Annotated in this window: 25 protein-coding genes and 2 tRNA genes; 18 read left to right on the top strand and 9 right to left on the bottom strand. The window is 67.4% G+C overall.

The annotated features are described in order from the left end of the window. Positions 1-20 precede the first annotated feature (20 nt). From ALI44B_RS03895 to ALI44B_RS03880, 4 genes are read left to right on the top strand one after another with little or no spacing between them, the layout of a single operon-like run. Positions 21-653 (top strand): ECF transporter S component, encoded by a 633-nt coding sequence (locus tag ALI44B_RS03895; protein WP_077053388.1) that lies wholly within the window; start codon positions 21-23, stop codon positions 651-653. Then, positions 646-2292 carry an ABC transporter ATP-binding protein gene (locus ALI44B_RS03890; RefSeq protein ID WP_077053387.1) on the top strand — a complete coding sequence of 549 codons (1647 nt, stop codon included), beginning with the start codon at positions 646-648 and terminating at the stop codon, positions 2290-2292. Before ALI44B_RS03895 ends, ALI44B_RS03890 begins: the two co-directional genes overlap by 8 nt. Then, positions 2289-3110 carry an energy-coupling factor transporter transmembrane component T family protein gene (locus tag ALI44B_RS03885; RefSeq protein WP_077053386.1) on the top strand — a complete coding sequence of 274 codons (822 nt, stop codon included), beginning with the start codon at positions 2289-2291 and terminating at the stop codon, positions 3108-3110. The genes ALI44B_RS03890 and ALI44B_RS03885 overlap by 4 nt, the downstream gene beginning before the upstream one ends. Continuing rightward, positions 3107-3793, top strand: coding sequence for an AAA family ATPase (locus ALI44B_RS03880; RefSeq protein ID WP_238592043.1), 687 nt, complete (start codon positions 3107-3109; stop codon positions 3791-3793). Before ALI44B_RS03885 ends, ALI44B_RS03880 begins: the two co-directional genes overlap by 4 nt. A gap of 32 nt (positions 3794-3825) precedes the next feature. On the opposite strand, the gene ALI44B_RS03875 is transcribed toward ALI44B_RS03880, so the two are convergent. Then, a tRNA-Arg gene (locus ALI44B_RS03875) sits at positions 3826-3898 on the bottom strand. A gap of 41 nt (positions 3899-3939) precedes the next feature. Then, entirely contained in the window at positions 3940-4158 is a 219-nt protein-coding gene (locus ALI44B_RS03870) for an SCO4848 family membrane protein (protein WP_077053385.1), read from the bottom strand. Positions 4159-4199: 41 nt separating this feature from the next. On the opposite strand from ALI44B_RS03870, the gene orn reads away from it, so the two are divergent. The 5 genes from orn (at position 4200) to nadE (ending at position 7658) form a co-directional block, all read left to right on the top strand. Continuing rightward, complete coding sequence (gene orn / locus ALI44B_RS03865; protein WP_077053384.1) at positions 4200-4820, top strand: oligoribonuclease; 621 nt, start codon at positions 4200-4202, stop codon at positions 4818-4820. 49 nt (positions 4821-4869) lie between these two features. Continuing rightward, positions 4870-4945, top strand: a tRNA-His gene (locus tag ALI44B_RS03860). A gap of 263 nt (positions 4946-5208) precedes the next feature. Next, the gene (locus ALI44B_RS03855) at positions 5209-5490 is read left to right on the top strand and encodes a metallopeptidase family protein (protein ID WP_496507425.1); all 282 of its coding nucleotides are present in this window, start codon (positions 5209-5211) and stop codon (positions 5488-5490) included. A 35-nt stretch (positions 5491-5525) separates the two neighbouring features. Then, complete coding sequence (locus tag ALI44B_RS03850) at positions 5526-6779, top strand: D-alanyl-D-alanine carboxypeptidase family protein (protein ID WP_077053383.1); 1254 nt, start codon at positions 5526-5528, stop codon at positions 6777-6779. 57 nt (positions 6780-6836) lie between these two features. Next, on the top strand, positions 6837-7658 hold the full coding sequence (gene nadE, locus ALI44B_RS03845; RefSeq protein WP_077053382.1) for an NAD(+) synthase: 822 nt from the start codon (positions 6837-6839) through the stop codon (positions 7656-7658). A gap of 103 nt (positions 7659-7761) precedes the next feature. Here the strand turns inward: nadE and ALI44B_RS16075 are convergent, their stop codons facing one another. The 3 genes from ALI44B_RS16075 to ALI44B_RS03830 all read right to left on the bottom strand — a co-directional run bounded on the left by ALI44B_RS16075 (position 7762) and on the right by ALI44B_RS03830 (position 10418). Next, entirely contained in the window at positions 7762-8778 is a 1017-nt protein-coding gene (locus ALI44B_RS16075; RefSeq protein ID WP_077053381.1) for a hypothetical protein, read from the bottom strand. Between the two features lie 119 nt (positions 8779-8897). Next, complete coding sequence (locus ALI44B_RS03835; protein ID WP_143458963.1) at positions 8898-9269, bottom strand: hypothetical protein; 372 nt, start codon at positions 9267-9269, stop codon at positions 8898-8900. Between the two features lie 144 nt (positions 9270-9413). Further along, the gene (locus tag ALI44B_RS03830; RefSeq protein ID WP_077053380.1) at positions 9414-10418 is read right to left on the bottom strand and encodes an aldo/keto reductase; all 1005 of its coding nucleotides are present in this window, start codon (positions 10416-10418) and stop codon (positions 9414-9416) included. Positions 10419-10544: 126 nt separating this feature from the next. Between ALI44B_RS03830 and msrA the strand changes: the two genes are divergently transcribed. The 5 genes from msrA to ALI44B_RS03805 all read left to right on the top strand — a co-directional run bounded on the left by msrA (position 10545) and on the right by ALI44B_RS03805 (position 14583). Then, the gene (gene msrA / locus ALI44B_RS03825; RefSeq protein WP_077053379.1) at positions 10545-11066 is read left to right on the top strand and encodes a peptide-methionine (S)-S-oxide reductase MsrA; all 522 of its coding nucleotides are present in this window, start codon (positions 10545-10547) and stop codon (positions 11064-11066) included. Between the two features lie 203 nt (positions 11067-11269). Further along, positions 11270-11743, top strand: a complete 474-nt coding sequence (gene ssb, locus ALI44B_RS03820; RefSeq protein ID WP_077053378.1) for a single-stranded DNA-binding protein — start codon at positions 11270-11272, stop codon at positions 11741-11743. 193 nt (positions 11744-11936) lie between these two features. After that, complete coding sequence (locus ALI44B_RS03815; RefSeq protein WP_077053957.1) at positions 11937-12428, top strand: DUF6993 domain-containing protein; 492 nt, start codon at positions 11937-11939, stop codon at positions 12426-12428. 5 nt (positions 12429-12433) lie between these two features. Then, positions 12434-14116: an energy-dependent translational throttle protein EttA gene (gene ettA / locus ALI44B_RS03810; RefSeq protein WP_077053377.1), complete on the top strand. Its 1683-nt coding sequence runs from the start codon at positions 12434-12436 to the stop codon at positions 14114-14116. Further along, positions 14116-14583, top strand: coding sequence for an acyl-CoA thioesterase (locus tag ALI44B_RS03805; RefSeq protein WP_077053376.1), 468 nt, complete (start codon positions 14116-14118; stop codon positions 14581-14583). Before ettA ends, ALI44B_RS03805 begins: the two co-directional genes overlap by 1 nt. A gap of 76 nt (positions 14584-14659) precedes the next feature. On the opposite strand, the gene ALI44B_RS03800 is transcribed toward ALI44B_RS03805, so the two are convergent. Beyond that, entirely contained in the window at positions 14660-15550 is an 891-nt protein-coding gene (locus tag ALI44B_RS03800) for an acyl-CoA thioesterase (protein WP_077053375.1), read from the bottom strand. A gap of 81 nt (positions 15551-15631) precedes the next feature. On the opposite strand from ALI44B_RS03800, the gene ALI44B_RS03795 reads away from it, so the two are divergent. Next, on the top strand, positions 15632-16270 hold the full coding sequence (locus tag ALI44B_RS03795; protein ID WP_077053374.1) for a DUF8185 domain-containing protein: 639 nt from the start codon (positions 15632-15634) through the stop codon (positions 16268-16270). A gap of 131 nt (positions 16271-16401) precedes the next feature. Here the strand turns inward: ALI44B_RS03795 and ALI44B_RS03790 are convergent, their stop codons facing one another. From ALI44B_RS03790 to pepN, 3 genes are all read right to left on the bottom strand, one after another. Continuing rightward, positions 16402-16794 carry a globin gene (locus ALI44B_RS03790; protein ID WP_496507414.1) on the bottom strand — a complete coding sequence of 131 codons (393 nt, stop codon included), beginning with the start codon at positions 16792-16794 and terminating at the stop codon, positions 16402-16404. Beyond that, positions 16791-17762, bottom strand: coding sequence for a mechanosensitive ion channel family protein (locus ALI44B_RS03785; RefSeq protein WP_238592138.1), 972 nt, complete (start codon positions 17760-17762; stop codon positions 16791-16793). The genes ALI44B_RS03790 and ALI44B_RS03785 overlap by 4 nt, the downstream gene beginning before the upstream one ends. A gap of 335 nt (positions 17763-18097) precedes the next feature. Next, positions 18098-20641: an aminopeptidase N gene (gene pepN, locus ALI44B_RS03780; protein ID WP_077053373.1), complete on the bottom strand. Its 2544-nt coding sequence runs from the start codon at positions 20639-20641 to the stop codon at positions 18098-18100. A 74-nt stretch (positions 20642-20715) separates the two neighbouring features. Here pepN and ALI44B_RS03775 point away from each other — a divergent pair, with 74 nt between their 5' ends. Genes ALI44B_RS03775 through ALI44B_RS03765 form a run of 3 tightly spaced genes read left to right on the top strand, consistent with a single transcriptional unit; the run spans position 20716 to position 22995 of the window. Then, a complete protein-coding gene (locus tag ALI44B_RS03775) occupies positions 20716-21333 on the top strand; it encodes a mycothiol-dependent nitroreductase Rv2466c family protein (protein ID WP_077053372.1) in 618 nt (205 codons plus the stop codon). A gap of 46 nt (positions 21334-21379) precedes the next feature. Next, a complete protein-coding gene (locus ALI44B_RS03770) occupies positions 21380-21868 on the top strand; it encodes a ribose-5-phosphate isomerase (RefSeq protein WP_077053371.1) in 489 nt (162 codons plus the stop codon). After that, complete coding sequence (locus tag ALI44B_RS03765; RefSeq protein ID WP_077053370.1) at positions 21868-22995, top strand: Fpg/Nei family DNA glycosylase; 1128 nt, start codon at positions 21868-21870, stop codon at positions 22993-22995. The genes ALI44B_RS03770 and ALI44B_RS03765 overlap by 1 nt, the downstream gene beginning before the upstream one ends. The last annotated feature ends 9 nt before the right edge of the window (positions 22996-23004 follow it).

Raw genomic sequence — 23004 nt, 5'->3', positions numbered from 1 at the left:
GAATAGAAGGGGCACGTATCGTGTCAACGCGCACTGAATCACTCGCACAACCGCAGGCTCCGGCCGCACCCAGCCCGTTCCGCTGGCGGGTCGTCGACATCGTCGTGGCCAGCGTGCTCGGCGTCGCTGCCGGCATCGTCTTCTGGGCCTGGGGACTCGGATGGAGCGCCATCAGCGCCCCGTTCCAGTTCCTGCCCGGCCTGCAGGCGTCGCTCGCCACGCTGTGGGTGGCCGCCGGAGTTCTCGGCGCCCTCGTCATCCGCAAACCCGGCGCGGCAATCTTCGTCGAAACCGTCGCGGCGGCCGTCTCGGCCCTCGTCGGCACCCAATGGGGAGGATTCCTCACCATCGAGGCCGGCATCGTGCAGGGTCTCGGCGCCGAAATCATCTTCCTCCTGTTCTTCTACCGCGTCTGGAACCTGCCCGTCGCCATGCTCGCGGGCGCCGGAGCGGGTCTCGCCATGGCCATCAACGACCTGGTGCTCTGGTACCCGGGCTCGGCGTTCGGCTTCATCGCCGTCTACACGATCTCGGCCATCGTGGGCGGTGCCATCGTCGCCGGTGTGCTGCCGTGGCTCGCGGCCAAGGGGCTCGCTCGCACGGGCGCGCTCGACCGTTTCGCGTCGGGACGGGCATCCGCTCGACGTGTCTGACGACAAGACGGCGTCGGTCCGCCCGGCCGGGGTCGAGGCCCGCGGCTGGGCGTTCCGGCACGCCAGTCGGCTCGCGTGGGCGGTCGATGGGCTCGACCTGTCGATCGAGCCGGGGGAGCGCGTGCTGCTGCTCGGCCCGTCGGGGGCGGGCAAATCGACGCTCATCCATGCTTTGGCGGGCGTGCTCGGCGACACCGCCGATGAGGGTGAATCGCGGGGTTCACTTCTGATCGATGGGATGCTGCCCGCCGCCGTGCGCGGTCGTGCGGGTCTCGTGCTGCAAGACCCGGACTCGCAGGTGATCCTGGCGCGCGTCGGAGACGACGTGGCGTTCGGCTGCGAGAACCTCGGCGTCGACCGGGACGAGATCTGGCGACGTGTCGCTTGGGCGCTCGATGCGGTGGGGCTCGACGTGGCGCTCGATCATCCGACGTCGCAGTTGTCGGGCGGGCAGAAGCAGCGGCTCGCGCTGGCCGGGGTGCTGGCGATGCATCCCGGGCTGTTGCTGCTCGACGAGCCCACGGCCAATCTCGATCCCGCGGGGGTGGCCGAGGTGCGGGATGCCGTGACGCGCGTGCTCGAGCGCACGGGCGCGACGCTCGTCGTAATCGAACACCGGGTCGACACCTGGGCTTCGGTCGTCGATCGTGTCGTCGTGCTCGAACCGAACGGTGGCGTCAGCGCCGACGGCTCGATCGAGCGGGTGTTGGGGGATGCCGCGACGGCCGAGCGTTTACGCGACGCGGGCGTGTGGGTGCCCGGGTGGCGCCCCGAGGCTCCCGTGCGGCGTACCCAGCCGGGAACGGGTTCGGGCATCTCTTCGGGCTCCGCTACTGGTGCTGGTACTTTCGCGGGTTCTGGTGCGGGTTCTGGCGCTGGCGCTGGTTCTGGTGCTGGTGCCGACGAGGGCGTGTTGCTGCGGGCAATCGGCCTGTCCGTCGGGCGCCCCGGCCAGCATCCTGTGCAGACCGATCTCGCGCTCGAGTTGCGCAACCGAGAACTCCTCGCGATCGAGGGCCCGAACGGCGCCGGCAAATCGACCCTCGCCCTCACTCTCGCGGGCCTGCTTGCCCCCCAGGTGGGCTCAGTGACCGCGAGCGACCTGCTCCGGGGCGACAACCGTGTGGATGTCTCACCCCACCGCTGGCGATCGCGAGAGCTCCTCAGCCGCATCGGCATGGTCTTCCAGGACCCCGAGCACCAGATCCTCAAGTCGACCGTGCGCGAAGACCTGCTGGTGGGTCCGCGTGCCGTCGCGGGCGGACGTTCACGCCGGGCGCTGCCCGCCGACATCCTCGACCGCGTCGACGAGGTGCTCGAGCGCCTGCGGCTCGCGCATCTGGCCGAGGCCAACCCCTACACGCTCTCGGGCGGCGAGAAACGGCGCCTCTCGGTCGCCACGGCCCTCGTCACCGAGCCCCACCTGCTCGTGCTCGACGAGCCCACCTTCGGGCAGGATGCCCGCACCTGGCGCGAACTCGTGGCCCTGCTCGCCGAACTCCGCGACGGCGGTACCTCGATCGTGGCCGTCAGCCACGACGCCGACTTCGTGCGTGTGCTGGCCGACCGGCGCCTCGAGGTGCGCGCATCGTCCGCCGTCCTGCGAACGGACGAGCGATTCGGGGGAGTGATCGCATGACAATCCCGTCAGCCGCCACGGCACGCGTGCAGCACCCCGCCGAACGCACCCGCCCCGGCCCCGTCATCTACCGCGTCAACCCGGTCGCCAAACTCGCGGCCACCATCCCGCTGAGCCTCGCCCTCGTCCTCACGCTCGACTGGCTTTCGGCCACCGTCGCTCTCCTCCTCGAACTCGCGCTTCTCGGCTGGGCCGGCCTCGGCTGGCGCCAATTCTGGCGCCGCACCCTGCCCATCTGGCTGGCCGCGCCGCTCGCCGGGCTCAGCATGGTGCTCTACGGGCAGGCGTCCGGTGCCACCTACGTGCAGTTCGGCATCCTGCACGTCACGGATGGCTCGATCGCGATCGGCGTCGCAACGGCCCTGCGCATCGTGGCCATCGCCCTGCCCGCTGTCGTCCTCTTCGTCACGATCGACCCCACCGATCTGGCCGACGGCCTCGCCCAGATCGTGAAGCTCCCTGCACGTTTCGTCCTCGGTGCCCTCGCCGGCCTGCGCATGGTCGGCCTCTTCGTCGACGACTGGCGATCCCTGGCTCTCACGCGTCGGGCACGCGGTGTCGCCGACTCCGGCCGCCTGCGCCGGTTCGCGGGTCAGAGCATCGCGCTTCTCGTGCTCGCCATCCGGCGCGGTTCGAAGCTGGCCACGGCCATGGAGGCCCGCGGCTTCGGCTCGACCATCCCGCGCACCTGGGCGCGCGTCTCACGCTTCCACCGAGCGGATGCCGTGCTCATCCTGATCGGCACGGCAATCGCCGCCGCGGCGGTCGTCGTCAGCATCTCGGCGGGCACCTGGAACTTCATCCTGGGAGGCTCATGACCGACATCGCCTCCCTCGCAGATCTCGTGCGGCGCGCCTGGGCGGCAATGCCCGATCTCCCATCTGCTCGTCTCGGGGACGGCGCTGCCTGGACGGCGGCCCCGGACGATCGATCTGCTCGCCTCGGGGACGGCGCGACCTTTTCTGCGCCGCCATCGACAACCCATTCGTCGTCGACACCGCCCGGGCCGGCCGCGCGGCTGCTCCTCATCGACGGCCCCAGCGGCTCGGGCAAATCGACGCTCGCGGACGAGTTGCACGCCTCGCTCTCCGACACGGGCGCCATCCTCATTCGCATGGATGAGATCTACCCGGGCTGGAGCGGACTCGAGCAGGCAACCACCATCCTGGCGCGCGATGTGTTGGCCCCCTGGCGTCACGGCGAGCCTTCGGGCCACACACTCTGGGATTGGGCAGCCGACGCGTCGGCCGGATGGCGCGACATTCCGCCGGGACATCCGCTCATCGTCGAGGGGTGCGGCGCGGCCAGCGGCTGGGCAGACGACCCCGCCACGGTGCTCGTGTGGGTGGAGGCATCCGACGTGACGCGCAAGCGCCGCGCCCTCGACCGGGATGCCGGCACCTTCGACGAGCACTGGGAGATGTGGGACGCACAGTGGCGGCACTATCTGGCGCGAGCCGACTATCGAGCCCGCGCCGACGCCGTCATCCGCACCGACTGAGGTGCATGGCGATACTCGCCGCACAAAAATCGTGCCCCCGGCAGGATTCGAACCTGCGACCAAGAGATTAGAAGGCTCCTGCTCTATCCCCTGAGCTACGGAGGCGAAGGGTTGCCCCTCCAGGTTATCGCAGCCGCCAGGCGGTCTCAGGCCTGAACGAGGCCGATCACGCCGAAGACGGCCGACACGAGGGCGATGAGAAGCGAGATGCCGATCAGCACGGCGTGCACGATCAGGAACTTCGTCGGCTTGCCCGCGGCATCCCGCGCGCGTGCATCTTTGCTGACGCGTTTGTAGAACTTGGGCCACACGATGGCGTTCCAGACGGCGTTGACGAGAAGCAGGATGGCGAGGGTCACGGTCACGCGCTCAATCCTATGTCCGGGGCCCGCACTAGGATCGAAGCATGGGTAGCGTTACAGACCGCCTCGTGTGGATCGATTGTGAAATGACCGGCCTCGACCTCGCCGTCGACGAATTGGTAGAGATCGCCGTGGTCATCACCGACTTCGACTTGAAGCCTGTCGACGAGGGCATCAGCATCGTCATCAAGCCAGATGCCTCGGCGCTGGCGAACATGGGCGAGTTCGTGACGACCATGCACCAGACCTCGGGGCTTCTCGAAGAGATCCCGAATGGCGTGAGCCTGGCCGAGGCCGAATACGAAACGCTCGAGTACATCCTCAAGCATGTGCCCGACCAGCTGAAGGCCCCGCTGGCCGGCAACAGCATCGGCACCGACCGCGCGTTCCTCGCCAAGTTCATGCCGCGCGTCGACGCGCACCTGCACTACCGCAACGTCGACGTGTCGTCGATCAAGGAGCTGGCCAAGCGCTGGTTCCCGCGTGTGTACTTCAATGCCCCCTCGAAGAACGGCGGCCACCGCGCGCTTGCCGACATCCTCGAGTCGATCCGCGAGCTCGACTACTACCGCCACGCCGTGTTCGTGGCCGACCCCGGCCCCTCGAGCGACGAGGCGAAAATCGCCGCACAGGCGAGTGTGGACAAGTTCGCTCTGGATATGTAATACACTTTTCTAGTTGCGTTCGAGCCCGAGAGGGATTCAGACGCGCATGGTGGGTATAGCTCAGTTGGTAGAGCGCCTGATTGTGGTTCAGGAGGTCGCGGGTTCAAGCCCCGTTACTCACCCCAAGTAGGATTCACGGCCAGATTCGATCTGGTTCCGGCGGGTCGCGTTCGCGTCTCGGCCGGGTGATCGATCCCCATCCGCACGCATGTGACCGGAGGCTCCGATGTCGACGCACCCCGGTTTCGAAGACGGCGACGAACAGGCGCAGGACGACAGCGGCGCCGACGTCCCCGAGTCAGACGCAGAAGCGCTCGAACCCCTCGACATTGCAGCGGAACCCTTCGAACAGCTCGTCGTCGACGAACTCGACGAACTTCCCGACGACATGGTCGACGGCCTCGACAACATCGTCTTCGTGGTCGAGGACCGCCCCGAAGACGGCTCGCTCGACCTCCTCGGCCTCTACGACGGCGTCGCGTTAACGGAGCGCGGCCAGTACGGCTTCGGCGAAATGCCCGACCGCATCATCCTCTACCGCGAACCCCTCCTCGCCATCTCACGCGACCTCGACGAGCTGCGCGACCAGATCCACGTCACCCTGGTGCACGAGATCGCCCACTTCTACGGCATCGACGACGAGAAGTTGCACGAACTCGGGTGGGGCTAAACGCCCACGCCCGGTCATCCGGTTACTCTGACCACATGAGTGCCTCTTACCGACCCCGTGCGCGGTGGGGCCGCATCATCGGAATCCCGCTCGGAACCCTCGTCATCCTGGCCGTCGGCCTCTATGGCCCGGCCACACTCATCGGCCCGCTGCCGGCCGCCACGTTCGAACCCGCCGCCGCCGCGACCAGCGACGTCGCGGGCACACCTGTCGCACTTCCCGAAACCGGTTCCTCGGCCGTGACCCTGGCCGGCGTCGATGAGCCCATCGCCACGGCGGGCACGTCCGACCCGTTGCCGGCCGCCGGCACGGTCAAGGTCATTACGGCGCTCGTCGTGCTCGACAAGCATCCGCTGGGCGCGGGCGAGCAGGGGGCCACGCTCCCGATCGGGCGCGCCGACTTCGATTCCTACACCGACTACGCGAAGAACGGCGCGCGCACGGTGCCCGTCTTCCTCGGCGAGAACTGGACGCAGCTCGAGATGCTGCAGGCGCTGCTGCTCGGCTCGTCGAACAACCATGCCGATTCGTTGGCGCGTTGGGCGTTCGGCAGCACCGAGGAGTTCGTCACCCAGGCCGACGCCTGGCTGCGCGAAAACGGTATGCAGAACACGACGTTGGCCGACGCGACGGGTTTGTCCGATCAGTCGGTGGCAACGGCATCCGATCTCGCGCGCATCGCCCAGTTGGCCGACGATAACGAGGCCATCTCGGCGATCGTCTCTAACCCGTCGACGGCTCTGGCATCCCGGCGCGGCGTGGACAACACCACCGCCTACCTTGCCGACCTCGGTGTCACGGGCCTCTCGCGCAGCTACACGGATGCCGCGGGCGTCAGCTTCCTCTACGCCGCGACGGTTTCCAAAGAGGGTCAGAGCCTCACCTTCTACGGCGCCTACGTGGGGCAGCCCGACTACGACAGCCTGGAGGCGAGCGTGCGGGCGCTCATGGACTCGGCGCAGGCCGGCGTGCAGATCGCGCCGCCGCTGCCCGCGGGCACGGTCCTCGGCACCGTGACCTCGGCCTGGGGGCGCGAGGCCGACGTGGTGGCCGGACGTCTCGCGCCGCGCATGGTGTGGAAGACCGACACGGCCAAACCCGTCGTGACGCTCGAGGAGGTGCGGATCGCGACGAAGGGCCAGCGCATCGGCACGGCGACCGTGACGGCCGCGGGCGCCGAACGCGATGCCCCGGCGCTGCTCGGAGCGTCGCTGCCCGACCCCGGGCCGCTGTGGCGCCTGTCGCACCCCGTGCCCGTGATCGCGGAGCTGGTCGCCTCCTGGAAGTGAGGCAGCCTTAGTCTCGTTCGAGGCGTCGGCCGCCGCGTCGCGGAGTAGATTGGTCGCATGCGTGAACGTCAAGCTGAGATCATTGCCGAATTGGATGTCCGCTCCGAGATCGATCCGGCCGCGGAGGTCGAGCGCCGGGTCCGTTTCCTGACCGATTACCTCGAGACGACGGGGGCCGGCGGGCTGGTGCTCGGCATCAGCGGCGGCCAGGATTCGTCGCTCGCGGGCCGTCTCTGCCAGCTCGCTGTCGAACGCCGCCGAGAGTCCGGAGCCGAGGCGTCGTTCATCGCCGTTCGCCTGCCGTACCAGGTGCAGGCCGACGAGGAGGATGCCCAGCTCGCGCTGTCGTTCATCCAGCCCGACCGCCAGGTGGTCTTCAACATTCATCGCGCCGTCGAGGGTTTTGCAGATGAGTTCCGCGACGCCACGGGCGAGAACATCACCGATTTCAACAAGGGCAACGTCAAGGCACGGTCTCGGATGATCGCGCAGTACGCCCTCGCCGGTCAGTACGGGTATCTCGTGGTCGGCACGGATCACGCCGCCGAGGCCGTGACGGGCTTCTTCACGAAATTCGGCGATGGGGGAGCAGACATCCTGCCCCTCAGCGGTCTCACGAAGCGTCAGGGCGCGGCGGTGCTGCGCCATCTGGGCGCGCCGGCCCGCCTGTACGAGAAGGCCCCTACGGCCGATCTGCTCGACGAGAACCCGGGCCAGACCGATGAGGACAACTTAGGGCTGGTCTACGCCGACCTGGATGATTTCCTCGAGGGTCGCGACGTCGAGCCCGCCGTGGCCGAGGCCATCGAGGCCCGGTATGCGGCGACGCGGCACAAGCGCACGGTTCCCGTGTCGCCGGCCGATGAGTGGTGGCGCTGAGCGTCGCACCGAACGAGACACACCGACCAACGCACAGAAGAAGGCGCCCGTCCCGAGTGGGGAGGGCGCCTTCTTCGTGCGTCTGGTGTGGCGGGGTTCGTGCCTAGGCGGTGCGCTGGCCGGCGTCGCCGACCTGGCCGTCGTGCTCGTCGTCCTTGCGGACGGCGGCGAGCTGCGCGTCGAGAGCGGCAACGTCGTCCATGAGCTTCTGGGTCTGCAGGTCGGTCGCCGCGGGGGTTGCGGGCAATGCCGTAGTGGATGCGGGTGCGGCCGATGCGGATGTCCCGGTGGCTGCGCTTTCAGCCGGAGCCGACACTGGTGTGGCGGAGGACTCGGTCGTCTCGCGGTCGGTGCTCGTGTCGCCAGCCGGGGACGTGGATGCGGAGCCAGCGGCGCGAGTGCTGGCCGAGTCGTTGTCGGATTCCGGCGCTGATCCGGCCGCGGTCGAAGCCGCCGCCGCGGGTACGGCGACGACACGCTCGTCGTCGCGGTACACATCATCGTCGGCCGTGGACGAGGACTTCTTCGAAGCCTTCGTGGTGGAGGTGTCGTCGGTGTGCTCGTCGCGGTGACGCTTGGCCGACCACTTGTCCTGCTCGGAGATGAGCGCACGCTCGTTCTCGGTGTTCTCGAATCGCCAGCGCTCGAGGTCGGCCTCGAAGATCTTCTTGGCGCGGCCGGGTTTGTTCTGCCATTCGACGAGACGGTCGCGGAACTCGGTGACGACGGGCTCGAGCTCATAGCCGAAGGTCGACGAGTTGCGCTTCATTTCGGCGAGCTGGTGCGCGGCCCAGTTGGCGGCCAGCGGCGCACCCTTGATGGGAAGGAGGCGAATGTGGATGTCGGCCTGACCCACGGCGCGGTCGGCGAGAACCTGCTCGCCGGGCGTCAGCGAGTACCACACCGAGGCTTCGGTGGAGGCGTCGACGAGCGCTGCGATAGCTGCTGCCTTCATCTCGCGATCCCGCTGGGCGACGAGGCGTCGCACGGCGGCCTTAGTGATGCCGGACGCGAGAAGCGCCGCGACGATGATGGCGACGGCGATGACCGCCGCGCTGAAAAGGACAGGCCTGGTCTCTGACGCGGTCAGCCAGGCAACGAATTCATTCCACCACTGCATGGCGGCAGACTACTTTCTCGAACGGGCGCGAGCCGGGATGCGCGCCGCCGTGTCGCCGATCCCCGTAACGGCGGGTCTGGGCCGCCCCGAGGGGTGCCGACGGCGGTCTCGAAAATCGCTCACGAATTGCGCAGGCATTCGGCCGCGTCGGCCAGCTGCCAGAATTCGCCGAGGGCAACGAAAGCCGAACGATGCGGGGCGTAGCGCTTGGCCACGAACAGCTCGCCCTCGGCCGAGAACGTCTGCTCGATATGGCCGACGACGTGACCATCGGGAGCCGTCGCGCGCCACAATGACGCGTTGACCGGTTTCAGGTCGAGCCCGCTGACGACGGCCGGACGTCGGCCCTGTGCCACCCGCTCGATCGATTGCGCCCAGGCGTCGCTCGATACGGCGGAACGCGTCACGTGAGCAGCGCCGGATGCGGCAGCCCGCCCGGCCTGTGTGGAGCGTGCCGACCGGCCGGCTCCTGCGGTCTGCGTGGATGCCATGGTGTTCTCCCGTCGTCGATCGATCTGCTGATGGGACCGACGTTACGGGCGACCACCGACATTCGGACGACGAAGCGGCCGGCCCCAGAACGGGACCGGCCGCGACATCCGCGCCAGGCGCGGAACGGTGAACGTGCTCGTCGCCTAGAGCCCCGTGCCGTGAACCGCGTGGGGTTCGATGGCGGCGATCTCGTCGGCGGTCAGGTCGGGCGCGTCGAGCGCGGCGACGTTCTGCTCGAGCTGCTTCACCGAGCTGGCGCCGATGAGGGCGCTCGTCACCTGCGGCTGACGCAGAACCCAGCGCAGCGCCAGCTGGGCGAGCGTCTGCCCGCGACCCGACGCGATCTCGTTGAGGGCGCGGGCGCGCTCGAGGTAGGTCTCCGAGATCTTCTCGGCCGAGAGGAAACGGCTCGTCGCGGCGCGCGAGTCGCCGGGAACCTGGCCGTCGAGGTAACGGTCGGTGAGGAGGCCCTGCGCCAGCGGCGAGAACACGATCGAACCGGCGCCGACCTGATCGAGCACCTCGAAGAGGCCATCCTCGATGTGACGGTCGAACATGGAGTACCGCGGCTGGTGGATGAGCAGCGGCACCTTGTGTTCGGCCAGTGCTGCGGCCGCCTTGACGGTCTGCTCGGGGGAGTAGTTCGAGATGCCGGCGTACAGCGCCTTGCCCTGGTGCACGGCCGTCGCGAGCGCGCCCATGGTCTCTTCGATCGGGGTATCGGGGTCGGGGCGGTGCGAGTAGAAGATGTCGACGTAGTCGAGCCCGAGGCGGCCGAGGCTCTGGTCGAGCGACGACAGCAGGGTCTTGCGCGAACCCCATTCGCCGTAGGGGCCCGCCCACATCTCGTAACCGGCCTTCGACGACACGATGATCTCGTCGCGGTAGGGCAGCAGGTCGTCCTTCAGGATGCGCCCGAAGTTGATCTCGGCCGAACCGGGAGGCGGGCCGTAGTTGTTGGCCAGGTCGAAGTGGGTGATGCCGAGGTCGAAGGCGCGCCGCACGATCGCGCGCTGGGTGTCGTAGGAGCGTTCGTCTCCGAAGTTGTGCCACAGGCCGAGCGACACCCGGGGGAGGATGAGGCCGCTCCGGCCGGCGCGGGCATAGTGCATGGATTCGTAACGGTTCTCGTCAGCGAGGAAGGTCATGCGCTCATGTTACTGAGTGCAGAAGTCGGCCGACGGCGCAACCCGTGACAGGGAACAAATCGAGGCACCGGTAGGTTGTGGAGAAAGGTGCGCGGTCCCCGCCGCGCTCGATGAAAGGGGATCTCTATGCAGACCTATGTCTTGGCCGGCGGATGCTTCTGGTGTCTCGACGCGGTCTACCGCAACCTCAAGGGTGTCCACGAGGTCGAGTCCGGTTACACGGGCGGCGACACGGCCAACCCGAACTACGAACTGGTGTGCACGGGTCGCACGGGCCACGCCGAAGCGGTCGCGGTCACGTTCGACGAGACCGTCATCCCGGGTGAGGTCATCCTCGATGCGTTCTTCACGCTGCACGACCCCACGCAGCTGAACCGTCAGGGCGCCGACGTCGGCACCCAGTACCGCTCCGCGATGTTCTACACCGACGAGGAGCAGAAGCAGGTCTTCGAGGCCGCTCGCGACCGCGCATCCGATTGGTGGGATGGTGGCCTCGTCACCGAGATCTCGCCGCTCGGCACGTGGTACCCGGCCGAGGACTACCACCAGGACTTCTTCGCGAAGAACCCGGGCCAGGGCTATTGCATGGCCGTCGCCCGCCCCAAGGTTCTGAAGGTGCGCAAGAAGTTCCAGGAGTACGCCCTCTAGGTTTCGACCCACGCGGAGCTCGTCTCCTGAGCCTCATCTCCCAGGGCAACGCCCGGTTCTCCACAGAGCCGGGCGTTCGCTTTTTCTCCACAGTTCTTCGTCCTCCCGTCGCTGGCCGTCACCTCCGCTGCACACTCGATCCACGGGCACATCGGATGTCTGAGCGCACCTCGCTCACCGGCCCGCCACCTGGGAGACACACCATGAACGACATGATCACGGCCACCGGAATCGTCGGAACGATCCCGCGCTTCATCCACACCACCGAGGGGCTCGCCATCGCGAGCTTCCGGCTCGCCTCCACGCAGAGACGTTATGACCGGGCGGCGGCCGCCTGGGCCGATGGCGAGACGAACTGGTACACCGTGTCGGCCTATCGACAACTCGCCGAGAACCTCGCCGAGTCCCTCACGAAAGGTGATCGCGTCATCGTGACGGGCCGGCTGAAGGTGCGGCAGTGGCAGGCGAATGAAAAATCAGGACTCGCCGTCGAGGTCGATGCCGAGGCGGTCGGCCATGACCTCCTGTGGGGCCGCACGATCTTCACCAAGAGCCTGGGGCCGCGACCCGACGCCGCGCGGCCCACACCCGATCTGGGCATCCCGCAGGCCGAATGGCACACCGCTCCGCCGTCCGAAGAGATGGCGGATGCGGTGGCCGCTGCTTCGGCGGCCTGAGCGCTTCTGTGCCGGGCCCGGGTGGTGTGACGGGGCCCCGGGTGAGCCGCGTCCTCGGCGGTTTCGGAGGATTGCGGCAACCCCCTCGCCCTAGACTTTCGCCAGACGACATCTCCGGTTGGACGTCATCGTGGGGCACACGGTGGGGCAGACGGTGGGGCAGACGGTCATCGAAGGGTAGTGCGCTGTGAAGATGGTTTCGGAGAGAGTGCGGCGGTCGAGCTCGTCGACGCTGCTGACGGCCGGGGCGCTTGCCCTGACGGTCTTCCTGGCGGGGTGCACGGCGCCCGCCGAGCCCACGGCCACGCCGACGCCGTCCGCCACCGCGAGCGCAGAGACCCCCGCGGCGCCGCTCACCTACCAGCCCGATGCGGGTGCCGAGGGCAACCTCGACTACTTCAACCAGGTCAACACGCAGACCCTGGCCGCGAACGCCGAGGCCGACGGGCGCGCGTTCATCGACGGGCTCGTCACGGCCGGTTTCGACAAGGCGGCCATGGAGGTCACCAACGATACGACAACCATCGGCAACAAGGCCGACTCGATCCAGTTCTCGGTGAAGATGGGCGACAACTGCCTGATCGGGCAGAACGGCCCGAGCGTCGGCGGCTACCACTCCACCGTTGCTGCCGCCCTCGGCACGGGCAAATGTCTCGTGGGCAACACGCGCGCCATAGACTGGTAGACGATATGGCCGAATACATTTACTCCATGGTCCGCGCCCGCAAGGCGGTAGGCGACAAACTCATCCTCGACGACGTCACGATGGCATTCCTTCCGGGTGCCAAAATCGGCGTCGTCGGCCCGAACGGTGCCGGAAAATCCACGATCCTCAAGATCATGGCCGGACTCGACACCCCCAGCAACGGCGAAGCCAAGCTCACCCCGGGTTACAGCGTCGGCATCCTCATGCAGGAGCCCGAGCTCGACGAGTCGAAGACCGTTCTCGAAAACGTGCAAGAGGGCGTCGGTCCGATCAAGGACAAGGTCGACCGTTTCAACGCCATCTCCCTCGCCATGGCCGAGCCCGACGCCGACTTCGACGCGCTGCTCGGCGAAATGGGTGGTCTGCAGGAAGAGATCGACGCGGCCGACGCGTGGGACCTCGACTCGCAGCTCGAACAGGCCATGGACGCCCTCCGCTGCCCGCCGGCCGATGCCTCCATCGCCAACCTGTCCGGTGGTGAGAAGCGCCGCGTCGCGCTCTGCAAGCTCCTGCTGCAGAAGCCCGACCTGCTGCTCCTCGACGAACCGACGAACCACCTCGACGCCGAAAGCGTCCTGTGGCTCGAGCAGCACCTCGCCAAGTACCCCGGCGCCGTGCTCGCCGTGACGCACGACCGGTACTTCCTCGACCACGTCGCCGAGTGGATCGCCGAAGTCGACCGCGGCCACCTCTACCCCTACGAGGGCAACTACTCCACCTACCTCGAGAAGAAGCAAGAACGTCTCCAGGTGCAGGGCAAGAAAGACCAGAAGCTCGCCAAGCGACTCACCGAAGAACTCGAGTGGGTGCGCAGCAACGCCAAGGGCCGCCAGGCAAAGTCCAAGGCGCGTCTCGCACGCTACGAAGAGATGGCGGCCGAGGCCGAGCGCACGCGCAAGCTCGACTTCGAAGAGATCACCATCCCGGCCGGCCCGCGTTTGGGCTCTCAGGTCATCGACGCCAAGAAGCTCGAGAAGGGCTTCGACGGGCGCAAGCTCATCGACGGTCTGTCGTTCACGCTTCCGCGTAACGGCATCGTCGGCGTCATCGGCCCCAACGGTGTCGGCAAGACGACCCTCTTCAAGAGCATCGTCGGACTCGAACCCCTCGACGGCGGCGAGCTGAAGATCGGCGAGACCGTCAAGATCAGCTACGTCGACCAGACGCGCGGCGGCATCGACCCCAACAAGACGCTGTGGGAGGTCGTCTCCGACGGCCAGGACTACATCCAGGTCGGCAACACCGAGATCCCGTCGCGGGCCTACGTGTCCACGTTCGGCTTCAAAGGCCCCGATCAGCAGAAGCGCGCCGGCATCCTCTCGGGTGGTGAGCGCAACCGCCTCAACCTCGCGCTGACGCTCAAGCAGGGCGGCAACCTGCTGCTCCTCGACGAACCGACCAACGACTTGGACGTCGAGACGCTCGGAAGCCTCGAGAATGCGCTACTCGAATTCCCCGGTTGTGCCGTGGTCATCACGCACGACCGGTGGTTCCTCGACCGCATCGCGACGCACATCCTCTCCTACGAAGGCACCGACGAGAACCCGGCCAACTGGTACTGGTACGAAGGAAACTTCCAGGCCTACGAGGAGAACAAGATCGAGCGCCTCGGCCCCGATGCCGCCAAGCCTCACCGCAGCGCCTACCGCAAGCTCACGAGAGACTAATGCGACTGCACGTGCCGATCCCGCTGCGGTGGGGTGACCTCGACGCCTTCAACCACGTGAACAACGTGTCGATGCTGAAACTGCTGGAAGAGGCGCGCGTTCGCGCGTTCTGGCAGGCCGAAAGCGCCGTCGAAGACATCCCATCGACAGCGGTGATCGACGCGGGTCTCGACACCGACACGCTCACGCTCGTCGCGCACCACGAGATCGAATACCTCGCGCCCGTGCCCTATCAGCGCGACCCGCTCGATGTGCAGATGTGGCTGTCCAAGATCGGCGGCGCCAGCATGGAAGTCTGCTACGAGGTCTTCTCGCCCGCAGACGGCGGTCCCGTACTCGTCGCCCGCGCGCGCACGGCCGTCGTCATGGCCTCCGCCGAAACCGGCAAGCCACGGCGCATCACGCCCGCCGAACGCCAGGTGTGGGAGCCCTACCTCGGCGAACCCATAGTCTTCAGCCGCGGCTGATTCGCACGGCAGCCAACGCCAGCCGTCACGCTGCCCCTGCCCGAGCGCGAGCTGCGTGCGCGGCCGGCACAGCGAGCTAACGTTGCGCGGGAGTCTTCGAGGGGTCAGGCACGCGGACCATGCCCTCCTGGGCCACCGAGGCGACGAGCATGCCCGCGCGGTTGAAGATGCGGCCCTGCGAGAGACCGCGGCCGCCCGAGGCGCTCGGCGACTCCTGAACGTAGAGCAGCCATTCATCCACGCGGCTGAAGCGGTGCCACCACATCGCGTGGTCGAGCGACGCCACCTTGATGCCCGGCGTCGCCCACGGAACCCCGTGGCGCCGCAGGATCGGCTCCAGGATCGAATAGTCGCTCGCATAAGCCAGGGCCGCGCGGTGCAGGTTCTCGTCGTCGGGCAACGGCCCGATAGCTTTCAGCCACACCGCCTGATGAGCGACATGCTCGCCCTCGACGCCGAGGTAGATGGGCGACGGGACGTGCCGCATATCGAACGGGCGTTCAGAAGCCCACGAGCGAGCCACCGGATGCTTCACCGACGCCAGCAGTTCGGCGGCCGACGGCAGCGACTCGGGCTCCGGGAGATCGGACGGCATGACGACCTGGTGTTCGAGGCCGGGCCCGCCATCCTGGAACGACGCGATCATCGACAGGATCGGCTGCCCGTTCTGATAGGCCTGCGTGCGCCGAGTGCCGAACGAACGACCGTCGTGGATGCGATCGACCGAGAACGTGATCGGCAGGTTCACGTCACCCGGGCGCAAGAAGTAGCCGTGCATCGAGTGCACGATGCGGTCGGGGGCGACCGTGCGCATGGCCGCCATGAGCGACTGCGCCAGCACCTGGCCGCCGAAAACGCGGCCCATGGGCATCCACTGCGACGGACCCGTGAAGATGTCCTCGCTGGTTCGGGCGCCCGTATCGGACAAGGTCAACGCCTCGAGCAGAGACTCCAACGGATTCGGCATACACAACTCCTCACACCACAACACTGTCGGGCCCGGTCGTCGGCAGTGACGCACCAGCCCGTTAGGTAGTTTAGAGGGGACATGACAGACACCCTCCACCTCGACGACACCCGCACCCTGGCCGACCTGCGCGTCTACCTGCAACGCGCCGCCCGCATCGACGACAAAGCCGTGCGCCTCATCGCTGGCGGTGGCACGCTCGCCGCCTACGCACCCGTGCTGTATCGCCGGGGGCTGCTCGACCAGAGCCCGACGATCCTCGGGCTCCGCACGTTCCGCTCTGCCCCCATCGACGTCTTCGACCGCACCGTCACGCCGCAGAGCATGGTGGAGCGCATCGCCGCACTCGACGGCGGCGAGCGCACCGACATCCGCCTCACCGAGAAAGACGAACAGGCGCCCTGGTCGGGTGTGTCAGCACCGCGGGATGGCTGGGAGAAGATAGCGCTGATCGACTCGGTGCTGCTCGAACATATCGCCCGCGAGGGGGCCGCCGAGATCGCCGAGGCCGTGCCCACCAATGCGGGCGACCACATCGTGCACAACGTGCGCTCGGCCGTCTGGTCGAGGCCCGTGGGGGAGAGCCCTCTTCCGGGTGGGGCCGCGTTCGGCGCCGTGGGCCTCGGGTTCTTGGGGCAGCCAGAGGAGATCCCGCTCTACCGCACGGCGAACTGGCTGCGGCTGAGTTCGCAGCGCGGACACCTGCTCGTCAAGCTCTAGGCGAGGAGTCGGCTCTCGCCCCTCAGGCGCTCTCGGCTTGTGGTGTGCGGGCTCATCGACGTTCGCTCAGAGCTCGCACACATGCCTCAGCCGTCGGGCCCGCCGTGAACACACGAGCGAAATGCCAGCCGCTATTCGTCGAAGGTGTTGACCATGGCGTGGGCGGCGCGCTCCAGGTAGTCCCAGAGGGCGGCCTCATGCATCGGCGACAGCTCGAGGGTGTCGAGGGCCGCTCGCATGTGCAGGAGCCAGCGGTCGCGCGCATCCGGGTTGACCTTGAAAGGCATGTGTCGCATGCGCAGGCGGGGGTGGCCACGCTGTTCGCTATAGGTGCCCGGGCCGCCCCAGTATTGCTCGAGGAACAGGAGCAGGCGCTCTTCGGCCGGGCCCAGGTCCTCTTCGGGGTACATGGGCTTCAAGACGGGGTCGCCGGCAACGCCCTGGTAGAACTCGTGCACGAGCTTCTGGAAGACGGGTCGTCCGCCGACCTCGTCGTAGAAGTTGCTCGACAGCAGGTTCGTCACGGGGTGTCCTTCGGATCGATGGGGGGCTTCGGCTGGCGCTTGATCTTGCCGCGCCGAGGTGCCTGGTTGACGACCTCGACGGGCTTCGTGCGGGGCGGCTTGGCCCCGCCGACGCTCGCGGCGCCGTCGAAACCGGTCAGCACAAGGGTATTCAACGCGGGCAGCTTGACGCCCATTCCGTCGACGGTCTTCTTCAGGCGCAGGCGCAGCTCACGGGCCACGTCATCCTTGGCCGAGGTGCGCGTCTTCATGACGAGGCGGATGACGAGCGCATCCTCCGAGATCGACTCGAGGCCCCAGAGTTCCGGGCGTTCGAGCACGCGCGGCCGCCACTTGGGCTCCTTCGCGAGCGTCGTCGCGGTCTCGAGCAGCTTGTCCTGCATCTCGTCGATATCGGTGTCGTAGGGAATGGCGAGGTCGACGATGACGCGCGCCCAGCCCTGCGACATGTTGCCGACGCGCAGGATCTCGCCGTTGCGCACGAACCACAGCGTGCCGTTGACGTCGCGGATCTGAGTGATGCGCACACCGACCTTCTCGACGACACCCGTGGCGGGCCCGACATCCACGACGTCGCCGACGCCCAGCTGGTCCTCGATGACCATGAAGAGGCCGTTCAGCACGTCTTTGACGATGTTCTGCGCGCCGAAACCGAGGCCGGCGCCGATGGCGGCCGACAGGAGGGCGAGCGAGCCAATGAGGGATTGATCGATGTTGTTGACGATCGCGATGATGGTGATCACTACGACGGTCACGTTCACGATGTTGGTGAGCACCGAACCGAGCGTGCGCGTCCGCTGTACGACGCGTACAGCCGCCAAGGGGGATGCGGCGAGTGCCTGGGTGTCGTCAGCGTTCTGGGCCTTCTTCACGCCGGTCACGATCTGATTGACGACCCGCCGAATGACGAAGTGCATGAGCCAGGTCACGACGACGGCGAAGATGATGATCAGGGCTATGCGAATCATCAGTCCGAGGAACGTTCCCTGCAGGAAGCCGTCGAAGTCTTGCCAAAAAGCGTTCCAGTCCATTCGGACGAGTTTACGGGGCTCGGCGTGGGAAGGCACTGAGTGAGGATGGCTCACTGTCCCACGAATAGTTACTGAGTGAGGATGGCTCACTGCCCTTCGAATAGCTCGATGCCATTCGGATAGCTCACGGGGTGCCCGGACACCAGCCGTTGGGCCTCGGGCGCGCACAGACGGCGACAGGGCGCCGGTCGCGATGACCGACGCCCTGTCGAACGGTGTACTGCCTGCCTGCCTGCCTGCCTGCCTACTTGCCTGCCTGCGCAGGCGCGAGGCTACTGCGCGTCGCGCTCCTGAGCCTTCAGGGCACGCTCGGTGCCCGCCAAGTTCTCCACCACGAGACGACGGAGAGCCGCCGGCTCGGGGTTGGCATCGAGCCAGGCCACCGTCTTGCGGCGCAGCTCCTCGGAGGCGAGGCCACCCGGGTAGAACAGCACGGCCACGTATTCGGCGATCTTGTAGGTGCGGTCCTTCCAGATCCCCTGCAGGCTCTCGAAGTAGCGGTCGACGTAGGGCTCGAGGAGAGCGTCGTCGGCCGCGCGCTGGAAGCCCAGACCCGTGGTGCGCACGATCGTGTTGGGCAGGTCGTCCGAATCGAGCACGCTGGACCAGGCCGCAGCCTTGCCCTCGGCCGTGGGGATGGCGGCACGGGCGTGTGCTGCCGACTGCTGGCCCGAAGCCGTGTTGTCGACGAGCAGCTCGGCGTCGATCTCGGTCGTGCCGGCGCGGCCACCCGCGACGAGGGCGATGAGCAGCTCCCAGGCCAGGTCGGTGTCGACCGACAGGCCGTCGAGTCGGAGATCGCCGCGGCGCAGCCCCTCGATCTTGTCGAGCTGGGCGGGCGTCGACGCGATGGCCGCGAAGAACTTCACGAACTGGAACTGCGCGTCGCTGCCGGCCTCGGCCTCGGATGCGAGCGTCCACAGGGCGTCGCCGACACGCTCGGACGTGGCCTTCTGCTTCTCGGGCGCGACGTAGCTCGACGCCGCCAGCAACAGCTGGTTGAGCGTCGTGCGGATGGTCGTCGACTCGGTTTCGGAGGCGATGTTGCCGAGCACGAGCGTCACGTAGTCGCTCGCCGGCGTCTCGGCGTCGCGCGTGGCATCCCACGCGGCACCCCACACGAGGGCCCGGGCGAGCGGGTTCTCGATCTTCGACAGGTGCTCGATGGCGGTCGCGAGCGACACCTCGTCGAGACGGATCTTGGCGTAGGCGAGGTCGTCGTCGTTCAGCAGCACGAGGGCCGGACGCGTCTGGCCGACGAGGTCGGGCACATCGGTCGATTCGCCGTCGACATCGAGTTCGACGCGGTGCTCGCGCACGAGCTTGCCGTCGACCAGGTTGTAGAAACCGATGGCGAGACGGTGCGGCCGGATGGTGGGGTAGTCGGTCGCGGCCGACTGCAGCACGCGGAACGACGTGATGGTGCCCGCGTCATCCGTCTCGATCTCGGGACGCAGCGTGTTGACGCCCGCCGTCTCGAGCCACAGCTTCGACCAGCCGCTGAGGTCGCGGCCGCTCGTGGTCTCGAGCTCGGACAGCAGATCGCCCAGCGTGGTGTTGCCGAACTGGTGCTTCTTGAAGTACGCGGCGACACCGGCGAAGAACGCGTCGATGCCGACCCAAGCGACGAGCTGCTTCAGCACCGAACCGCCCTTGGCGTACGTGATGCCGTCGAAGTTGACCTGCACGTCTTCGAGGTCGTTGATGGTGGCGACGACGGGGTGCGTCGACGGCAGCTGGTCCTGCTTGTAGGCCCAGCTCTTCTCCATGGCCTGGAACGTGGTCCACGCCTCGGTCCATTCGGTCGCCTCGGCCGTCGCGATTGTCGACGCCCACTCGGCGAACGACTCGTTCAGCCACAGGTCGTTCCACCACTTCATGGTGACGAGGTCGCCGAACCACATGTGCGCGAGCTCGTGCAGGATCGTGACGACGCGACGTTCCTTGATCGCATCCGTGACCTTGCTGCGGAACACGTAGGTCTCGGTGAACGTGACGGCGCCGGCGTTCTCCATGGCCCCCGCGTTGAACTCGGGCACGAACATCTGGTCGTACTTCGCGAACGGGTAGGGGAAGTCGAACTTCTCCTCGTAGTACGCGAAACCTTCACGCGTCTTCTCGAAGATGTAGTCGGCGTCGAGGTACTGCGCGAGCGACGCCCGGGCGAAGACACCGAGGGGGATGACGCGGCCAGAAGCACTCGTCAGCTCGCTGCGCTCGACCACGTAGGGGCCCGCGACGACGGCCGTGATGTAGCTCGAGATGACGGGGGTCGGCTCGAACGCCCACGTGGAGTTGCTGTCACCGGCCGGGGTGGGCTCGGGCGTGGGGGAGTTCGACACGACCTCCCAGTAGTCGGGCGCCGTCACCGTGAACTGGAACGTGGCCTTCAGGTCGGGCTGCTCGAACACGGCGAACACGCGGCGGGAGTCGGGAACCTCGAACTGGCTGTAGAGGTAGACCTCGTCGTCGACGGGGTCGACGAAGCGGTGCAGGCCCTCGCCCGAGTTCGTGTAGAGGGCGTCGGCGTCGACGACCAGCACGTTCTTCTCGGCGAGGTCGTCGAGCTGGATGCGCACGCCGTCGGACACCTGGGCAGGGTCGAGGCTCTGGCCGTTGAGGGTGACGGAGTGCACAGTCTTCGTGATCGCGTCGATGAAGGTGGAGGAGCCCGGCTTCGCGTCGAAGTGCACCGTCGTGGTGCTCCGGAAGGTTTCCGGCCCCTGAGTGAGATCGAGCGACACCTCGTAAGCGTGGGTCTGGACGATCGATTGACGTTCCTCAGCCTCGAGGCGAGTGAGGTTTTCTCCTGGCACGTGTGCTCCTAGCATTTTCGCGGATTGTGTCCGAGGAAAGCCTAGTGCCGGGGCTTTCGTGATTTGCTAGAACCATGACCGAAACCGCTGCCCCCACATCCGTCGAATTCTGGTTCGATCCCTCCTGCCCCTGGGCCTGGATGACCTCACGCTGGGTCGACGAGGTGGCGAAACTGCGCGACCTCGATGTCACGTTCAACATCATGAGCCTCGCCGTGCTCAACGAAGACCAGGATGTGTCCGAGGAGTACCGCGCCTTCTTCCCGCGTGCCCTCAAGTACACGCGTCTCGTCGCAGCCGCCAAAGAACTCCACGGTCAGCAGATCGTCAAGCCGCTCTACGACGCGCTCGGCACGCGCATCCACCCCGGTGGGTCGACGAACCCCGATGAGGTCATCCCGGCTGCGCTCGCCGAGGTGGGGCTCGACGCCGACTTCGCTCGCTACGCCGACAGCGACGAGTTCGACCCGCAGATGCGCGCCTCGCACTTCGAGGGCATCAACCGCGTCGGTCAGGATGTCGGCACGCCCGTCATCGCCGTCAACGGTGTCGCCTTCTTCGGCCCCGTGATCTCGCCCGCGCCGAAGGGCGAAGAGGCCGCAAAACTGTGGGATGGCGTGGTGCAGGTGGCCGCCTACCCCGGCTTCTTCGAGCTCAAGCGCAGCCGCACCGTCGGCCCCATCTTCGACTGACCCGCACCCCGATTCGACCCCTCCCCGAACGCTAGGCTGATTTCTCATGCGCATTCATATCGCCACCGACCACGCCGGGCTCGAGCTGAGCCAGCAGTTGCAGACGCACCTGCGCGAGCAGGGCCACGAGGTCACCGACCACGGCCCCACCGCGTATGACGCGCTCGACGACTACCCGTCGTTCTGCATCAACGCCGCGAAGGCCGTCGTGCGCGATCAGGATGCCGGCATCGAGGCTCTCGGCGTCGTCTTCGGCGGTTCGGGCAACGGCGAGCAGATCGCGGCCAACAAGGTCAGGGGCGTGCGCGCGGCGCTCGTCTGGAACCTGAGCACCGCTCAGCTCGCCCGGCAGCACAACGACGCCAACGTCATCTCGATCGGCGCGCGCCAGCACGAGGTCGCCGAGGCCATCTCGTTCATCGACGCCTTCATCGCCGAGCCGTTCAGCTTCGAAGAGCGTCACGTGCGCCGCATCGCGCAGCTCGCCGAGTACGAGGCCACCGGCGACATCGCCGGGAAGGGCGTCGACCAGTAGTGCCAGAGGGTCACTCCGTCCACCGCATCGCGCGGCAGTTCCGACACAACTTCGTGGGCAAGACCGTGCGCGCTTCCTCGCCGCAGGGTCGCTTCGCCGAGGGTGCGGCTGTGCTCGACGGGCGCACCATCACGGATGTCGACGCCGTCGGCAAGCAGATGTTCATGCACTTCGGCGACGACGTCTGGCTGCGCGTGCACCTCGGCATGTACGGTGCGTGGGATTTCGCGGGCCAGATCACGACCGATCCGACCATCGAGTCGGCCGCCGGGCGCATGGGGCAGACGAATCAGCGGGGGACGGTTCTGGCCGATGCCGATGCCGATGCCGATGTCGATGCGGACACCGATGCCGAAGCCGAAACTGCCGCTCCCGCATCCGACGCCCCGCGCACGGGTAAGCGACGGGTGGCGGCCGCGGGCAACAAGCGCGACGACGTGCTCTTGGCCGAGTTGCGCGACGCCGACGGTGAAGATTCAGTCTCGAGCATCGGTGCACCCCGCCGGGCGCGCGTGCGCATGTCGGAGCAGACGAAGGGCCTGCCCGAGGACGACGAGACCTTTCCGCCCGAACCCGTCGGAGCGGTGCGCGTGCGCCTGCTGTCCGACACGACCGTGGCCGACCTGCGCGGCCCGACGGCATGCGAGGTCGTCACGGGTGCCGACGTGCAGCGCGTCATCGACTCGCTCGGGCCCGATCCGCAGCACGACGACACGCAGGCCGCCGAGGACCGATTCACCGCGACGGTGCGCAAGAAGCCGACGCCTATCGGGCTGCTGCTCATGGACCAGAAGGTCGTCTCGGGCATCGGCAACGTCTATCGCGCCGAGCTGCTGTTCCGCGCGAAGGTCAACCCGCACACGCCCGGCAAGCTCGTGCCCGAAGAGACCGTGCGCGGCATCTGGCGCGACTGGGTGCGGCTGCTCGCCATCGGCATCGAGACGGGTCAGATGATGACCATGGACGATCTCGACGACGAGGGCTACCGCCTCGCCATGGCCAGCCGCGCCGACCGTCACTGGGTGTACAAACGCGAGGGGCTGCCGTGCCGCGTGTGCGGCACCCACATTTCGCTCGAAGAGATGGGGGCGCGCAAGTTGTACTGGTGCCCCGTCTGCCAGGCCTGAGGAGGACCG

This window comes from Leifsonia sp. ALI-44-B, assembly GCF_001984125.1.
Lineage (GTDB): Bacteria > Actinomycetota > Actinomycetes > Actinomycetales > Microbacteriaceae > Okibacterium.
This window is presented reverse-complemented; position numbering and strand designations above follow the sequence as displayed.

What these genes read in the sequence shown, in the direction of transcription:
- ettA (WP_077053377.1), top strand. Translation starts at nt 12,434, where the DNA reads ATGGCCGAATACATTTACTCCATGGTCCGCGCCCGCAAGGCGGTAGGC.
- ALI44B_RS03885 (WP_077053386.1), top strand. Translation starts at nt 2,289, where the DNA reads ATGACAATCCCGTCAGCCGCCACGGCACGCGTGCAGCACCCCGCCGAA.
- ALI44B_RS03785 (WP_238592138.1), bottom strand. Translation starts at nt 17,762, where the DNA reads ATGATTCGCATAGCCCTGATCATCATCTTCGCCGTCGTCGTGACCTGG.
- ALI44B_RS03795 (WP_077053374.1), top strand. Translation starts at nt 15,632, where the DNA reads ATGACAGACACCCTCCACCTCGACGACACCCGCACCCTGGCCGACCTG.
- orn (WP_077053384.1), top strand. Translation starts at nt 4,200, where the DNA reads ATGGGTAGCGTTACAGACCGCCTCGTGTGGATCGATTGTGAAATGACC.
- ALI44B_RS03835 (WP_143458963.1), bottom strand. Translation starts at nt 9,269, where the DNA reads ATGGCATCCACGCAGACCGCAGGAGCCGGCCGGTCGGCACGCTCCACA.
- msrA (WP_077053379.1), top strand. Translation starts at nt 10,545, where the DNA reads ATGCAGACCTATGTCTTGGCCGGCGGATGCTTCTGGTGTCTCGACGCG.
- ALI44B_RS03855 (WP_496507425.1), top strand. Translation starts at nt 5,209, where the DNA reads ATGGTCGACGGCCTCGACAACATCGTCTTCGTGGTCGAGGACCGCCCC.
- ALI44B_RS03850 (WP_077053383.1), top strand. Translation starts at nt 5,526, where the DNA reads ATGAGTGCCTCTTACCGACCCCGTGCGCGGTGGGGCCGCATCATCGGA.
- ALI44B_RS03815 (WP_077053957.1), top strand. Translation starts at nt 11,937, where the DNA reads ATGGTTTCGGAGAGAGTGCGGCGGTCGAGCTCGTCGACGCTGCTGACG.
- ALI44B_RS03800 (WP_077053375.1), bottom strand. Translation starts at nt 15,550, where the DNA reads ATGCCGAATCCGTTGGAGTCTCTGCTCGAGGCGTTGACCTTGTCCGAT.
- ssb (WP_077053378.1), top strand. Translation starts at nt 11,270, where the DNA reads ATGAACGACATGATCACGGCCACCGGAATCGTCGGAACGATCCCGCGC.
- ALI44B_RS16075 (WP_077053381.1), bottom strand. Translation starts at nt 8,778, where the DNA reads ATGCAGTGGTGGAATGAATTCGTTGCCTGGCTGACCGCGTCAGAGACC.
- ALI44B_RS03805 (WP_077053376.1), top strand. Translation starts at nt 14,116, where the DNA reads ATGCGACTGCACGTGCCGATCCCGCTGCGGTGGGGTGACCTCGACGCC.
- ALI44B_RS03775 (WP_077053372.1), top strand. Translation starts at nt 20,716, where the DNA reads ATGACCGAAACCGCTGCCCCCACATCCGTCGAATTCTGGTTCGATCCC.
- ALI44B_RS03830 (WP_077053380.1), bottom strand. Translation starts at nt 10,418, where the DNA reads ATGACCTTCCTCGCTGACGAGAACCGTTACGAATCCATGCACTATGCC.
- nadE (WP_077053382.1), top strand. Translation starts at nt 6,837, where the DNA reads ATGCGTGAACGTCAAGCTGAGATCATTGCCGAATTGGATGTCCGCTCC.
- ALI44B_RS03770 (WP_077053371.1), top strand. Translation starts at nt 21,380, where the DNA reads ATGCGCATTCATATCGCCACCGACCACGCCGGGCTCGAGCTGAGCCAG.
- ALI44B_RS03880 (WP_238592043.1), top strand. Translation starts at nt 3,107, where the DNA reads ATGACCGACATCGCCTCCCTCGCAGATCTCGTGCGGCGCGCCTGGGCG.